This window comes from Kitasatospora sp. NPDC051914, assembly GCF_040680995.1.
Classification (GTDB): domain Bacteria; phylum Actinomycetota; class Actinomycetes; order Streptomycetales; family Streptomycetaceae; genus Kitasatospora.
Map to the genome: position 1 here is coordinate 71,045 of NZ_JBFAXX010000010.1, position 14,228 is coordinate 85,272.

Below are 14,228 nucleotides of genomic sequence, written 5' to 3' on the forward strand. Positions count from 1 at the left end.
CCACCGTGACCGCCGCCCCGGGCAGGCGCAGGCCCACCGGGTAGGCCCGGGCATTCGCGTGAATCCCGTTCGACTACCGAGTGTCACCGCGGCTCATAGCCCCGTGCGGCCCCACCCTTGCGCTGTGCGCCGCGGGACGGGCCCGCCGGGCGCCGTGCAGAACGGGAGCCCCATGCCGATCGACCGACGATCCGTCCTGCGCACCGGTGCCGTCGCCGCAGCCGGCCTCGCCCTCGCGCCCGGATCCCCCACGCCCTCGGCCGCAGCCGCCCCGCACCCCCGCCCGCTGGACCCCGGGCCCGCCGCCTGGCGGGACCTGCGCCGCCGGCTCAGCCCGGCCGCCCGGCTCTACCGCCCCGGCGACCCCGACTACCCGCTCCAGGCCGTCGCCGACAACCAGCGTTACGCCGCGGTCCGACCTGCCGGAGTGCTCGCCTGCGCCACCGAGGACGACGTGAGCGCCGCCGTCCGCTGGTGCACCCGCCACGACGTGCCCCTCGCACCCCGCTCCGGCGGCCACAACTACGCCGGGTACTCCACCACCACCGGCCTGGTCGTCAGCCTCCGTGCGATGAACCGGGTCACGCCGGCGGGAAGGCGGCTGCACCTCGGCGGCGGCGCCACCAACTCCGACGTCTACGCCGCCCGCGCCGCCGGCCTGTACTTCCCCGGCGGGCGCTGCCCCGGCGTCGGCGTGGCCGGCCTGACCCTCGGCGGCGGACTCGGCTTCAACGACCGCAAGTGGGGTCTGACCTGCGACCGGCTCGTCGAGACCCGCCTCGTCCTCGCCGACGGCACCCTGGTGCGCGCCGCGGCCGACGAGAACCCCGACCTGTTCTGGGCCTGCCGCGGCGGCGCGGGCGGCAACTTCGGCATCAACACCGCCTTCGTCTTCGACGCCGTACCGGTCGACCGGCAGCGCGCCACCGTCTTCGACCTGACCTTCCCGCTCACCGCCGCCCAGCCCGCCGTCGGCGAACTCCAGCACCTCCTCGACGCGGACCGGGCCGGCAACCTCGACATCCGCGTCGGTTTCAAGAACACCGGCGACGGCCACACCGTGCTGTGGTTCCTAGGCCAGTACCTCGGCCCCGAGGGCATCCTGCGCCGCCTCCTCGCCCCGATCCTCGAGCTGCACCCCGACAAGGCGTTCATCGAGGAACGCGACTTCTGGACCGCCCAGGACTACCTCATGGAACCTCCCGGAGCCGAGGACTGCTACGCCTCCAAGTCCCTCGTCCCCGACCGGTGGCTGAGCCCCGCCACCGTGGCGGACATCGTCGAGTGGACCCGCACCTGGCAGCCCGGCCCCTCCGGCGCGACCGGTTACGTCACCCTCTTCGCCATGGGCGGCGCCAGCGATCGGCCCCGCCCCGACGAAACCGCCTACCCCCACCGCACCGCGACCTACGTCATCGACATCGGCACCCACTGGAAGCCCGGCACCCCGTCCGACCAAGTGGACCGCCTCCTGGCCCAGACCCGCGCCGTCCACCACACCCTGCGCCGCCGCCTGAACACCCACAGCGCCTACGTCAACTTCCCCGACCCCGACCTCACCGACTGGCAGCACGCCTACTACGGCGACAACTACACCCGCCTCACCCTGGTCAAACACCGCTACGACCCGGCAGGCCTCTTCCACTACGCCCAGGGCATCACCCCGCAGAACGTCTGACGCAGACGGCCCGACTGCCGCTTCACGGCACAGCGCCCCAGCCGGCCCGGGCGCCGTCGTCGGGCACCAGCTGCCAGCTGCGGGCCGGGTGGCGCAGGCGCTCCGCCCGGTGAACTCCGGCAGCCCGAGGACCGGCCGGGTGGCGGGCACGCCGCGCAGAAGCAGCGCCGCCTCCCACACGGCGTCCACGCCGCGGTGCTCCAGCTCGTCGGCGAGTTCTCGGGCTACGGTCCCGGCGCCGGTCCGCGCGGTGTCCGGCGGGCGCCGAGAGCCGGTCGGGCCTGCCTCTTGGATCACGTCGTATCAGTGGGCGGAATTGACGGGCCCCTTCTGCCCGCGGACGGGCAGAAGGGAGCGTGCCTCAGCGGTGCGGAAGGGCCCTCCCACCGAAGGCTTTGGCACGTCGACCGCCCGTGCAGGAGACGGGCCGGCCGGGTTCGGGCCGGCCGAAGGGGTGGGATGAGCGGGCTTCAGCCGAAGGCAACCCCGCTGCCGCACGGACGGAGTGGTCCCTCCGTGCTCCCGCCGTTCCCCCACCGGCCGGCCGGGCGGCCGGAACACCGGGGTCCGGCTGTGGCGGCAACCGGGCCATGGGGCAGGATGGCACTCCGTTCGAAATGCGTACATCCGCTCCAGCGCGGCTGCGCACAACACGACCTGACAGGCGACAAGGTGACGACACAGCACGTACGGCGGCCGGCGGCGGCCCGTTCCCTCTCCCTCCACGCTGCGGGGGCGGGACGGTGACCCGGGAACTGGTCCTGCACGACTGGGTGGTGGCCGGCATCGCGCTGGCCTCCGGCTGTGTGGCCGGCCTGGTGCTGCGGGCTCTGATGAAGTGGCTGGGCAAGCACGCGGGCAGGACCAAGTGGAGCGGGGACGACATCATCGTCGACGCGCTGCGCACCATCGTCCCCTGGGCGGCCGTGATCGCCGGAGCCGCGGTGGCCGCCTCCGTCCTGCCGCTCACCGCGCGGATCGCGGGGCTGGTCAACCAGTCGCTGACGGCCGTGCTCATCGTCATCGCGACGCTCAGCGCGGCCCGGGTCGTGGCCGGGCTGGTGCAGTCGGTGGCCGCGTCCCGGACGGGCGTCGCCGCGTCCGCGACCATCTTCGTCAACATCACCCGCATCGTGGTGCTGTCGATGGGCGCCCTCGTGGCCCTGGAGACCCTCGGGGTGTCCATCGCCCCGCTGGTCACCGCCCTCGGGGTGGGCGGTCTCGCGGTCGCGCTGGCGTTGCAGGACACCCTCGCCAACCTCTTCGCGGGTGTGCACATCCTCGCCTCGAAGACGGTCCAGCCGGGTGACTACATCCGGCTCACCAGCGGGGAGGAGGGGTACGTCGTCGACATCAACTGGCGCAACAGCGTGGTGCGCAACCTGTCGAACAACCTGGTGATCATCCCCAACGGCCGCCTGGCGCGGACGAACATGACGAACTACTCCCAGCCCGAGCAGAAGCTGTCGATCCTGGTCCAGGTCGGAGTCGGCTACGACAGCGACCTGGACCACGTGGAGAAGGTCACCCTCGACGTCGTCGACAGCGTGATGGCCGACATCAGCGGTGGCGTGCCCGACCACGAGGCCCTCGTCCGTTTCCACACCTTCGCGGACTCCAGGATCAACTTCACGGTGATCCTGGGCGTCGGCGAGTTCAGCGACCAGTACCGGATCAAGCACGAGTTCATCAAGCGCCTGCACCAGCGGTACCGGACGGAGGGCATCTCGATCCCCGCGCCCACGCGCACAGTCTCGCTGCAGCAGGACGGGGCGGGCGCACCGTCGTCCCTCCCGCCGGTTCCGCACCAGTGGGAAGCGTCGTCCGAGGTGCTGGCGGACCGGCGGCGGTAGCCGGCACGGGGACCGGGCCGCGACGGTCCGGGCGAGGGCGCCGACGGGCCGGGCGGCGTACTGCGGGGCGACCGGTTGCTGGGTGACCAGGGTGCGGCTGGCGCTCATGGGCGGGCACCCCTGCGACAACGACACGCGGGGCGCCAGGACGAGGGCCGGTGCGGAGGCGGACAACGGGAGGCGGGAGGTGGTGATCACCTGCGCCGCAAGCCTGTGAACCGCCACCACCGCCCCCGCAGGCGCCGCCACGCAGCGGCCGCCACCGCCGTGGACGCGTCGACCTCAGCCGCACCACCGGTCACTGCGCCACCGCTGAGCCGGACACGGCCACCGAACCCGGCCCGGGCCCGGCGCTCAGAGCCGAGACCACAGCCCCGGCCGGGTCACGAAGATCGAGTGCCCGGTGCGTGAGATGCCCGTGGGCCGCCCGAACACTAGACTGGATCGGACCTTCCGACCCCCTCGGGGAGGGTGTCATGCCCGCCGTGACCGTGGACAACGTGCTGGATCTGCCGCGTATCGCCGAGCCCGATCCGCAGGTCGCCGCGCAGCGGCCGGTCACGACGGTGACCTCTGCGCCCAGCGGGTTCGAGGGCGAGGGCTTCCCGGTGTACCGGGCCTTCGCCGGTGTTCCGACACAGTCGCTCGACCCGTTCGTCCACATGGACCAGATGGGCCAGGTCGACTACGCACCGGGCGAACCCAAGGGGACGCCCTGGCACCCGCATCGGGGCTTCGAAACCGTCACCTACATGATCGACGGTCTCTTCCAGCACCAGGACTCGCACGGGGGCGGCGGTCTGATCACCGACGGCGCCACGCAGTGGATGACCGCGGGGAGCGGGATCCTGCACATCGAGACGCCGCCCGAGGCGCTGGTCGTCTCCGGTGGCCTGTTCCACGGCATCCAGCTGTGGGTCAACCTGCCCAGGGCCAGCAAGTGGAACCCGCCCAAGTACCAGAGCATCGAAGGCCCCGAGGTCACGCTGCTGTCCTCTGCCGACGGCGGCGCGCTGGTGCGGGTCATCGCCGGAGAGCTCGACGGACATGCCGGCCCCGGCTCGACGTTCACGCCGATCACTCTCGTACACGCCACCATCGCTGCCGGAGCGCGCCTGGTACTGCCCTGGCGGCCCGACTTCAACGCGCTGGTCTACGCGCTGGCGGGACACGGTTCGGTGGGGACCGAAGGTCGACCCCTCGCCGCTCACCAGCTCGCGGTCCTCGGCGCGGGCGGCGCCCTGACCGTCACGGCGAGCAGCCGGCCCGACGGCGACACGGCCGACCTGGACGTGCTGATCCTGGGCGGGGAGCCGATCCGGGAGCCGGTCTTCCAGTACGGGCCGTTCGTGATGAACACCAAGGCCGAAATCATCCAGGCCATGGAGGACTACCAGGCAGGCCGGCTCGGGGTGATCCCGGACGACGCGATCATGCCGCACACCGCGCGGGGAGCCGATCGTCGCCCGGAACGGTGACGGCAGGGCGTGGCTCCCGCAATCGTCGCTGCGCATCGTCGGCCGACCCGATGCCCCTGTGCCACCGGCAGGTGGGTCCCCGGCCCCGACCTCTTCGGCGAGGCCCCCGACGCGCCTGCCCCACCTGAAGCGGCCCACCTCCGACTGCACACCGCCGACCCGTTCGTGCTGGAAGTCCGCGACCCGGTACACAGCGGGGTGAGGGCGAGTGTGCCGCTGCACCCGCGCGACGGCTGGGCCGCCCGCACCGTCGCCCGGCTCGACCGGCTTCGCGCCGCACTCGCCGGCCACCCCTGAACGCACCCGCTGGGACGGCACCCGGGTTTACGGCTATCGAGTCCGTCGACTCCTGCCTCGAGTACGAGCGGGCACAACCCGCTGTCCACCTCGCTCGAGAGCACCCGGTCCGACGAGCACCGGAACGGCGGCACCCACTCCACCGACGCCTACGACCCGTACGACCTCGACAATGGCAACCCCGGCGGCTTCCAGCCACACCCGGCCGCCCCGGCGCACCGCCCGCGCATCAAGCCCTGTCACCCGGCGGCGCCCCGGCGGCGCCCGCAAGCCCACAGCGTGACCGGCCTGGCAACTGCCGGAGCTTCGCCGGCCGGTGTCACAGATCCGGATCGGAGGACGGTGGCGCAGCGGCGGAACCCAGGGCCTGGGCCGCGTCGGCCATCGACCGGGCCGCCGCACCGAGCTGAGCGCAGGCAAGCGCGCACGCGCGAGTCGGCCACAGCCGGGCGGCCGCCTCCAGGGCGGGAACAGCGTCGGCCAAGTGCTGCGCAGCCTCCCGAATCGCAGCTGTTACCGCCTCCGCAGCCGGCCTGCGGTCAGCCGCGGCCGCGGCTGCCTGCCCGGCGGTGCGACGTACCAGGACCAGCAGGTCGTCGGCGTCCGGCAGGCCTTCGGCGAAGTCGTGCCCCCATGTGCCACGCAGCTCGGCCGCGAGACACACGATCCACTCCAGCCGGCGTCGCTGCCACCAACTGCCGGACGGTGCACCGCCCGTACCCTCGGACGTGTGGAACGCGGACATGACCGCCCCGGTGGACCGCCGCGGTGCGTGGTCGAGGACCGGGATTCCACCGGCTTGCAGCGCCTGCCGAAAACGCTCGGGAGGCTGTGCGGGCCGGCTTGCGGGTGCCCGCTCCTTGCGCTGTCGCACAACGGCCCCCGCCGCTTGCCCCGCCTCCATGATGCTCCCTTGTCCCCCGCGCGTATCCGGTGAGAGAGCCGGGTTGGCGGTGCACTTGAGACAGCGTCACGCGCCCACGGAATGTCACTCGGTTTTTCGCCGCAGTCGGTCGGTCGGTCGGGAATGAGTCGGCTGCTCGAGCTGTGCTGACGCGGATGCACTCGCCATGCGCAGAAAGCACGGCCCCGGCGGCGCCCTCGGCGCCGGCGCGCACCAGGCGATCACCGAGCGGACCTGCACGGGTTGAGCATCACCGTACCGGAGAAGGAGAAGCTGGTCGCGGTACCGGACACCTGCGACTGATGACCGCCACCGGGCCCGGGCGGCTGCGCAGTGGGGTGGTCGCCGGACCCGGGCGACGGGATGACGTCGGAGCCGTTCGTGACGGCGGGCACGGCCTCTGTCTTGCAGCGGAAGGTGCTCCGGCCCGCCGACAGGTGCCCTGCGTGGCAGCCGTCGGCGTCGGTGGCAGTGGATCAGCTGGCGGGAGTCGATGCGGACGCGAGCCCGCGTGATCCCGGCTGCGCGCCCATCCGGACCGCGACGGCGACGGCTTGGCCTGCGAAACAGGCTGACCGCCTTCCCTGTGCAGTCAGGGGGCTCCCGGTCTTCGGGCATCCATCGGGCCGCCCGCAGAACCGGCCGCGCACCTGCCGTCCGGTTCGTCGACGCGGCAGACGCCGTCCCGGACCCGGCCGCCCCGGCCGTGGCCGCGTCAGCCGCCGAGCGGCACGGCCTGCGGGAACCTGAACAGCCCGGTCGGGTCGTAACTGCGTTTGACGCTCCGCAGCCGGGCCGCGTTAGCCCCGTAGTAGGCCTGCTCCCAGCCGTCCAGGCGGGGGTCGATGTAGTTCTGGTAGGCCTGCCCGCTCGCGTAGGGGCGCATCGCCGTCCACACGCCGTCCAGCCAGCTCCAGGACCGGTCGGCGCCGGTGCCCCCGGTCACCCCCGCCGGGAAGTTGGCGGTGTACTGCGCCGTGAAGAGACCGTCGCGGTGGACGAAGGCGGTGTCGCCCGCACCCACCCGGTTGATCGCGCCGCCCAGGGCGTCGAACGCCACCCCGGCACTGCCGCCCTGCGGGCCGGTGCGCGGGTAGCGCTCGACGGCGGCGACCAGGGCCCGGGCGCCGGCGTCGTCGAGCGGCCGGGTGAAGATGTCGGACTTGGCGCCGTACGAACCGCGGGACACCCGCCCGGCGGGGTTCTGGCCGGGCAGGCTGCCCGGCAGGTGCGAGGCGGCCTGTGAGTACCCGGAGACCCCGCCCATCGCCTGCATGGTCGCCAGGTAGGACGCCCCGTGCAGCGTCGGAACGGCCGGGGCGACGGCCAACCGGTCGATCAGGTCGGCCAGTTCGCCCTTCGGGCCGAGGTGGACGACGGTGCTGCCCAGCTGGGTCCGCCCGTCCGCCCACACCAGCAGGTGCAGGTCCGCCCAGAGCGCGTCCGGCGCCGCCGGCGCCCAGGCCTGCCAGGCGGCGATGACGGCCGCCGCCTTGGACCACGGCCAGCTCAGGAACGCGTACGAGCAGTCCGCGGCCGGGTGCGTCCGGAAGGAGAACGACGTGACGACCCCGAAGTTGCCGCCGCCCCCTCCGCGCAGCGCCCAGAAGAGATCGGGCTCGGAGGAGGCGTCGACCGTCCGGATCCGGCCGTCGGCCGTCACCACCTCCGCCCCGGTGAGGCTGTCGCAGGTCAGGCCGTAGGCCCGACCGGTGACGCCGATCCCGCCGCCGAGCGTGAGGCCCGCGACCCCGACGGTCGGGCAGCTCCCGGCGGGCACCGTGACCCCGGCGGCGGCCAGGTCGGTGTACACGTCGATGAGCCGCGCCCCGGCGCCGACCCGTGCCCCGGCCGCGTTCCCCGACACCCCGGCCAGCCGGCTCACGTCGATCACCAGCCCGCTCCCGGAGGACCAGCCGGCGTAGCTGTGCCCGCCGCTGCGCGCGGCCACCGGCAGCCCGTACCGGCGTGCGAAGGCCAGACAGGCGGCCACGTCCTCGGCGTGCCCCGGGTAGGCGACGCCCTGCGGCCGGAGCGCGTCGTACTGCGGCTGGAACAGCCGGCCGGCCGCGGCGTACCGCGCGTCCCCGGGGCGGATCAACTGCCCCTCCAGATCCTTGGCCAGCCCCGCCCAGTCGGCGGCCTTCGGCGAGCCGGGGGAGGCGGACGGCGGCACGCTCACGGAGGCCGAAGGCGCAGCCCCGCTCGAGCCCCTCGCCTGCGGCGTACCCTGCCGCCCCGCCCCGCCGCCCGAACACCCGGCGAGGCCCGCCGCACCCCCGGCACCCAGCACACCGGCCCCCAGGACGGCCCTGCGGGAGACGGTCCGATCGTCCATGCCCTGGCTCGCTCTCTCTCGACCCGCTCGGTCGCCACGCGACACAAGCCGGCCCCGCCGGAACGACGCGGACGGCCGGTCCAGCCGAGGAGCGTACCCCGCAGATGCCCGGCGGGAGACGGTTGACGCGGTCGGCGAGGTACGTCTGCATACGGGCCGGGTCTGCAGAGCAGCGGCGAGGAGGTAGCCGGGCCGGCGCACCCGCGGAGGGCATCGGAGCGGACAGGCCCTCCCACTCGGCACCGGGCGAGCCGCCGCGGGCCCCTTCTCCCCCAGCGACGTCCTGCACCTGCGGTACCTGCGCACCGCGATGCGCTGCATCCACTGGTCGGCAAGACGGTCCGCAGGAAGCGGCACAACCGCCGACGGGCCGGGCCAGGGCGGAGCGCCCGTGGTCACTCGCCCTGGCCGGCGCTTCCCATCGGGCCGATCTTCACCGGGGAGCCGCTGCCGTCCGTGACGGGCAGCGAGCCGGCGCCCGGCCAGGACAGGGTGACCGAGTGGGTCTCGTCCGGCGGGGTCACCACCAGGCCGGTGATCCGGACGCCGGAGCCGCCCGAGGTGTCGGCCGGGTAACTGATGCCGAAGTACGTCGACTTGCCGTTCTTCACGACGCCCGCGACGACCGGCTCGCCGGAGCGCTTCGCGGACAGCGTGCCCGCGGAGGTCTTCAGGTCGACGCCCGCGTATCCGGAGAGCGTGCAGTCCTTGCCGCTGTGGTTCTTCAGCTCGACCACGACGGTGTTGTCGGCGTCGCCGGTGACGGTGCGGTCCGCGGCGGTGATGGTCAGGTCCGCGGTCCGGCACTTGGCGGTCTTACCGGCCCCGGTGGAGCCGGCCGGTGCGGCGGTGGACGGCGCGCTGCCCTTTCCCGGGGCACCGGAGGCCGGTGCGCCCGAGGCCGGTGCGCCGCTGGCGGAGGCACCGGTGGACGCGGTCGGGGCGCCCTGCGCGGTGCCCGCCTCGCCGTCCTGGCAGGCGGTGAGGGAGAGGGCGGCGGCGACGGCCAGGGTGGCGAAGGCGAGCTTGCGGACGCGCATGGTGTTTTCCTCCGGTTGGGGCGGCGGTGCCTGGTACTCGGTGCGAGCGGGTTTCCGAAGACCAGGACCGCCCGCCCGGACGAGCCGTTCCGCCCGAACGGGCCTCAGGACAGTGCTGTGACATGTACGGCCGCGAACCACCCGCACCCGCCCGCCGTCCCGGGGCCGCGGCCCGCCGCCGACCTGCCCGGACGTCCGTTCGCCCGGCCGCCGCGCACCGCCGCCGCCGTCGCCGCCCGCCGGGACAGACCCGTGACCCTGACGACCTTGACCACGGACCACGACAGCACGCGGATTCGCGGTGCCCCGGTCCGGCCGGTCGGCCCGTCAGTTGCCTACGGTGAGGGCGGCTTCGCCTCGACGGAGGTCGACGGGGTGCCGGGCGCGGTGCCGTCCAGGATGCGCTCGAGGCAGCGGATCACGGTGGCGGCCTTCTTCGCGATGGCGCTGTCACCGTACGTCTGCCGGACCAGCGCGTCGGTGGCAGCAGCCGGGTCGCGAGCGAGGGCGGCCTGCTCCAGGTCTCCGTGTTCATCGGGGGCCGAGCGGTCGGGGGTGTGGTGGCTGGCCATACGGCGGGCCACCTCGCTCGCCGTCCACAACCGGTCGAAGGTCTCCAGCAGGACGGAGTTTCCGCAGCCTTCCAGCAACGCGCGGTGGAAGCCACGGTGGGCCTCGGCCCAGGCGTCGCTGTAGTACTCGCTCTGTTCGGGGTCGAATTCCGGGGTTCGCGCCAGCCTGTGGTGCGCGGCACGCACGCGGGTCTCCCATTCGAGGTCGCCGCGCTCGATCGCCATGCGCAGCATGTCCGGTTCGACGGTCAGGCGGGCCTCGGTGAGCTGCTGCCAGCGGCGGTCGGAGGGGGCGCGGTCGCGTGGCAGGTCACTCTCGCGACCTTCTACAACTTCAGCCCCCGGGCGGTGCGATCGATGACAGGCGTATGGGACGCCGCGCCGCCCGAGCGGTGGCAGGCCGCCCGCTACACGGCCGCCGAGCACGCGCCACGGCGCTCCGGGGTGAGCCTGACGGACGATCAGATAGCCGAGGCACGATCGCTGATCGACCCCGTCGTCACCGCGGCCGACTACGCCGGCAAACCGCTGGCCGCGGCCAACGCATCCGTCCCCCTGCCATCCGACCCGCTGACTGCACTGTGGCAGCAGGTCACCGCTGCGCGAGTGGCGCGGAGACGCGCACCTCGTCGTCCTCGCCGACAACCGTCTCGGACCGTGCGACTGCAACGTCATCCACACCGCCACCGGCCGGCTCCCGACACCGATCGTGCGCGCCACCCGGCAGTGGGACGACGGGGAATGGGCTGCGGCCACCGAACGTCTCGTCACCCGCGGCTGGCTGGAGACCGACGGGACCGCGACCGACGCGGGCACCGCGGCGCGCGAGCGGATCGAGGTCGAGACCGACGAACACTGCGTCGGGCTCTGGGCGCCGATCGGCGCGACCGGCGCCCGTCGCCTGGCCGAGCTCCTCAAGCCCATCGACGAGGCGTTCACTGCGGCCGGGACCTACGCGCAACTGAGCTGATCACGATCCGTCCGGGAGAAGTGAGCGCCATGGCGATCGAATCCGGCCGGGGCCGACCGCGGCGGCACCGGCCGGCGGGTGCGCGAAGGCCGCCGTCCCGGTGCGGGAGGGCTGCCTCGGCGCGCGGGGAATCAGTGGGCGTCGGGGCCGGTGGCGAAGTCGGGCAGTTCGGTGGACAGGAGTTCCTCGGCGCCGTGGTCGAGGAGTTCCTGCATCTTGTGGGAGCGGGGCAGCATGGTGCTCTCGTACACCCGGACGGCCGCGTCGATGCTGTCGCTGCCCACGATGGCGAGGGCGAGTTCGCTGGCGTCGAGCATGGCGAGGTTGACGCCGACGCCGAGCGGGGGCATCAGGTGGGCGGCGTCGCCGAGCAGGGTGACGGTGGGGTTGTGCTCCCAAGTGTGGGGCACGGGGAGGGCGTTGATGGGCCGGTCGACGTAGAGGCCGTCGTTGTCGGTGATCATCCGGCGCAGGGCCGGCGACCAGTCGCGGAAGCTCTCCAGGAGGAGGGCGCGGATGGCGTCGGTGTCGCGGATCGTCAGGCCGCCGGCGCCGATCCAGTCGACGGGGACGCGCTGGATGATGTAGACGCGGATGTGGTCACCGCTGTTGCGCTGGGCGAACAGGCCGCGCTCGCCGTCGGCGGCGGCGGCTGCGCCCTGGCCGACGAGTGCGGCGATCTCGGGGTGCCTGTTCTCCACGTCGTGGAACCAGGCTTCGAGGAAGCTGACGCCGCTGTACTGCGGAAGGGCCGGAGAGACGGTGCGGCGGACCCTGGACCAGGCGCCGTCCGCTCCGACGACGAGGTCGGCCTCGACGGTGGTGCCGTCGGCGAAGTGCAGGCGGCGCGGCCCCTGGTCGGGGCCGTCGACGGCGGTGAGGGTGCGGTTCCAGTGGACGGTGCCGGGGGTCAGGGAGTTCAGGAGGAGTTCGCGCAGGTCGCCGCGGTCGATCTCGGGCTTGAAGAGTTCACCCTCCTCGGGGACGTGGTGGAACAGGATCGTGCCCTGGGGGTCCATCTGGCGCATCTCCTGGCCTTCGGGGCGGGAGAGGCGGAAGAACTCCTCCAACAGTCCGGCCTCGCGCAGGGCGATCTGACCGTTGTCCTCGTGCAGGTCCAGGGTGCCGCCCTGATTGCGGGCGTCGGGGCCCGCCTCGCCGTCGTAGACGGTGACGGGGATGCGGTGGCGCTGCAGGATGCGGGCGCAGGTCAGGCCGGCGGGGCCGGCTCCGACGATCGCGATGCGGGGGGTGCGGGTGGTGTTCATGGTGGTGCCCTACCTTTCTTGGCGGGTTGGAACTGATCATTCGTAGGATCGGTACGCCCAGGGCGGGCTCTGGGCATGGCCGGCACGGTGTCAACCGCGAGATGGCTCAAGGGGCCTGGTCGCCCAGAGCTCCGCGACGACTCGACCGCTGAGCAGGGCAACGCCGGCGAGGTCGCCTGCCGGGCGTTCGACCGTGACTGCGTGGTGATCGACGTGGACGGCCAACGGCTGCTGTCCCGCCGGGTCCTGAACGACGAGACGGCCTTGCTGGAGCTGATGCAGGACGTCCTGGCCCTCGACGAGGACGCGCTGTGGGGCGGTCGACCTCAACCACGGCGGTGCCGTGCTGCTGATCGGCCTGCCGGTCAGCCACGGCCGGCAGCTGACCCACCTCACCGGCCTGACCGTGCACCGCGCCTCCGGCACCTACCGCGGCGAGGGAAGACCGACGCGAAGGACGCCTTCGTCATCGCCGACCGGGCCCGCCAGATCAACCGGCTCCGCGCCCAACTGCTGGAGATACGCCAGACGTTGGGGCATGCCCTGGAGCTGGTGAGCAGGTAGGAGGTGCCGGCGTCCATGGTGGCCGGCAGGGCGAGTCCGGCGGTGAGGACCACGGCGCCGAGGACGAGGAAGATCTTGTACCGGCCGGCGACAGACATGATCTTGCCTGCAATGGTGGAGGCGATGACGACGGGATCATCATCGGCAGCATCAGAGGGAAGCGGTATCGGACATGGCGAATCCGCTCCTTTCGGGCAGGGAGGGACAGACAGATGAAGGGCGGGGCGGTGGTCCGCGCTACCGCCGTTCCAGAAAAACACACCCACCAAAAAAGTGCAACCGTGCAACTTTTTAAGTCGGGCACTTTTGCGTACGATGGCAACATGACACCCCCGACCCCCGCCCCGACCGGGCGGCGCGAACGCAAGAAGGCCGCCACCCGCCAGGCCCTCGCCGACGCCGCCCTGAACCTCTTCCTCGCCCGCGGCTACGACCAGGTGACCCTGCACGAGATCGCCGAAGCCGCCGACGTCTCCACCACCACCCTCCTCAAGCACTTCCCCAGTAAGGAGGCCCTCGTCTTCGACGAGGACGCCGACCAGGAAGCAGCACTCGTCGCCGCCGTCCATGACCGCACCTCCGGCACGAGCATCCCCCAGGCGCTATGCGCGCACGTCAAGCACGTGCGCCTGCGCGCAGCCGGCACCGGCCCCCGCTACACCGACTTCTTCAACCTGGTCACCGCCACCCCCGCCCTCAGCGACTACGCCCACCGCATGTGGATGCGCCACCAGGACGCCCTCGCCCACGCCATCGCCCACGACGCCGGCCTCCTGCCCGGCGACCCGCGCAGCGCAGCCCTCGCCCGCTTCGCCCTGGAGACCTCCGCCCTCGCCCACCGCTCCGAGAACCCCGAACTGGCCGTCGACGCCGCCTTCGAGCTCCTCGAACACGGATGGAAGGCCACAGCCTCCCATCGGCCCGGCACCGGCCACTCCTCACCGAGGCCGGTGGCGTAGGGGCTGCGGTTGTCGTCGCCGGGATCGTCGAGGAACGGGACGACGGCCGGGTACAGCATCGGCCTCAGGGCGCACAGGGCGGCCATGGCCGGCCAGCCGTCTACCCGATCGTCATCGCAGAACCGTTGGCCGGCCTTCACGCAGGCGTCGTTGCTGTCGTACGCGAGGCCAGCCGGCCGTTCCGGAAGCAGCACGCACACGCCGTCCGCCGTCGTGGGCGCGTTGTCGTACGCGGTGGGCCAGGACGGCCCGACGCACAAGGCGGCTGGTGCGGTCGCCTCGTAGATGCTGTTCTGGTGTCGCACCG

General features: G+C 72.9%; 10 protein-coding genes and 2 pseudogenes. 7 read left to right on the top strand and 5 right to left on the bottom strand.

The window, feature by feature from the left end:
* Window positions 1-172: 172 nt before the first annotated feature.
* From AB0M03_RS09330 to AB0M03_RS09340, 3 genes are all read left to right on the top strand, one after another.
* Window positions 173-1,678 carry an FAD-binding oxidoreductase gene (locus AB0M03_RS09330; RefSeq protein WP_363490162.1) on the top strand — a complete coding sequence of 502 codons (1,506 nt, stop codon included), beginning with the start codon at window positions 173-175 and terminating at the stop codon, window positions 1,676-1,678.
* A 743-nt stretch (window positions 1,679-2,421) separates the two neighbouring features.
* On the top strand, window positions 2,422-3,531 hold the full coding sequence (locus tag AB0M03_RS09335) for a mechanosensitive ion channel family protein (protein ID WP_363490164.1): 1,110 nt from the start codon (window positions 2,422-2,424) through the stop codon (window positions 3,529-3,531).
* A gap of 476 nt (window positions 3,532-4,007) precedes the next feature.
* Window positions 4,008-5,009 carry a pirin family protein gene (locus AB0M03_RS09340; RefSeq protein ID WP_363490166.1) on the top strand — a complete coding sequence of 334 codons (1,002 nt, stop codon included), beginning with the start codon at window positions 4,008-4,010 and terminating at the stop codon, window positions 5,007-5,009.
* Between the two features lie 616 nt (window positions 5,010-5,625).
* On the opposite strand, the gene AB0M03_RS09345 is transcribed toward AB0M03_RS09340, so the two are convergent.
* Window positions 5,626-6,051: a hypothetical protein gene (locus tag AB0M03_RS09345; RefSeq protein WP_363490168.1), complete on the bottom strand. Its 426-nt coding sequence runs from the start codon at window positions 6,049-6,051 to the stop codon at window positions 5,626-5,628.
* A 680-nt stretch (window positions 6,052-6,731) separates the two neighbouring features.
* Between AB0M03_RS09345 and AB0M03_RS09350 the strand changes: the two genes are divergently transcribed.
* Window positions 6,732-6,785 carry an excalibur calcium-binding domain-containing protein gene (locus AB0M03_RS09350; protein WP_363490288.1) on the top strand — a complete coding sequence of 18 codons (54 nt, stop codon included), beginning with the start codon at window positions 6,732-6,734 and terminating at the stop codon, window positions 6,783-6,785.
* Between the two features lie 140 nt (window positions 6,786-6,925).
* On the opposite strand, the gene AB0M03_RS09355 is transcribed toward AB0M03_RS09350, so the two are convergent.
* The 3 genes and pseudogenes from AB0M03_RS09355 to AB0M03_RS09365 all read right to left on the bottom strand — a co-directional run.
* Window positions 6,926-8,392: an FAD-binding oxidoreductase gene (locus tag AB0M03_RS09355; protein ID WP_363490170.1), complete on the bottom strand. Its 1,467-nt coding sequence runs from the start codon at window positions 8,390-8,392 to the stop codon at window positions 6,926-6,928.
* Between the two features lie 551 nt (window positions 8,393-8,943).
* Window positions 8,944-9,588, bottom strand: coding sequence for a DUF4232 domain-containing protein (locus AB0M03_RS09360; RefSeq protein ID WP_363490172.1), 645 nt, complete (start codon window positions 9,586-9,588; stop codon window positions 8,944-8,946).
* A 494-nt stretch (window positions 9,589-10,082) separates the two neighbouring features.
* Window positions 10,083-10,448 (bottom strand): annotated as a pseudogene (locus AB0M03_RS09365) (FCD domain-containing protein); the annotation flags it as partial.
* Here AB0M03_RS09365 and AB0M03_RS09370 point away from each other — a divergent pair.
* Window positions 10,329-11,130, top strand: a pseudogene (locus AB0M03_RS09370) (hypothetical protein). The pseudogenes AB0M03_RS09365 and AB0M03_RS09370 sit on opposite strands and share 120 nt — an antisense overlap.
* 131 nt (window positions 11,131-11,261) lie before the next feature.
* Here the strand turns inward: AB0M03_RS09370 and AB0M03_RS09375 are convergent.
* Window positions 11,262-12,398, bottom strand: a complete 1,137-nt coding sequence (locus tag AB0M03_RS09375; RefSeq protein ID WP_363490174.1) for an NAD(P)/FAD-dependent oxidoreductase — start codon at window positions 12,396-12,398, stop codon at window positions 11,262-11,264.
* Window positions 12,399-12,599: 201 nt separating this feature from the next.
* Here AB0M03_RS09375 and AB0M03_RS09380 point away from each other — a divergent pair, with 201 nt between their 5' ends.
* Window positions 12,600-12,962 carry a transposase gene (locus AB0M03_RS09380; RefSeq protein WP_363490176.1) on the top strand — a complete coding sequence of 121 codons (363 nt, stop codon included), beginning with the start codon at window positions 12,600-12,602 and terminating at the stop codon, window positions 12,960-12,962.
* Between the two features lie 323 nt (window positions 12,963-13,285).
* Entirely contained in the window at window positions 13,286-13,921 is a 636-nt protein-coding gene (locus tag AB0M03_RS09385; protein WP_363490178.1) for a TetR/AcrR family transcriptional regulator, read from the top strand.
* The last annotated feature ends 307 nt before the right edge of the window (window positions 13,922-14,228 follow it).

Bases quoted from the DNA above. Each gene is read 5' to 3' on its own strand.
- AB0M03_RS09330 (WP_363490162.1), top strand. From the start codon at position 173: ATGCCGATCGACCGACGATCCGTCCTGCGCACCGGTGCCGTCGCCGCA.
- AB0M03_RS09340 (WP_363490166.1), top strand. From the start codon at position 4,008: ATGCCCGCCGTGACCGTGGACAACGTGCTGGATCTGCCGCGTATCGCC.
- AB0M03_RS09345 (WP_363490168.1), bottom strand. From the start codon at position 6,051: ATGTCCGCGTTCCACACGTCCGAGGGTACGGGCGGTGCACCGTCCGGC.
- AB0M03_RS09360 (WP_363490172.1), bottom strand. From the start codon at position 9,588: ATGCGCGTCCGCAAGCTCGCCTTCGCCACCCTGGCCGTCGCCGCCGCC.
- AB0M03_RS09375 (WP_363490174.1), bottom strand. From the start codon at position 12,398: ATGAACACCACCCGCACCCCCCGCATCGCGATCGTCGGAGCCGGCCCC.
- AB0M03_RS09385 (WP_363490178.1), top strand. From the start codon at position 13,286: ATGACACCCCCGACCCCCGCCCCGACCGGGCGGCGCGAACGCAAGAAG.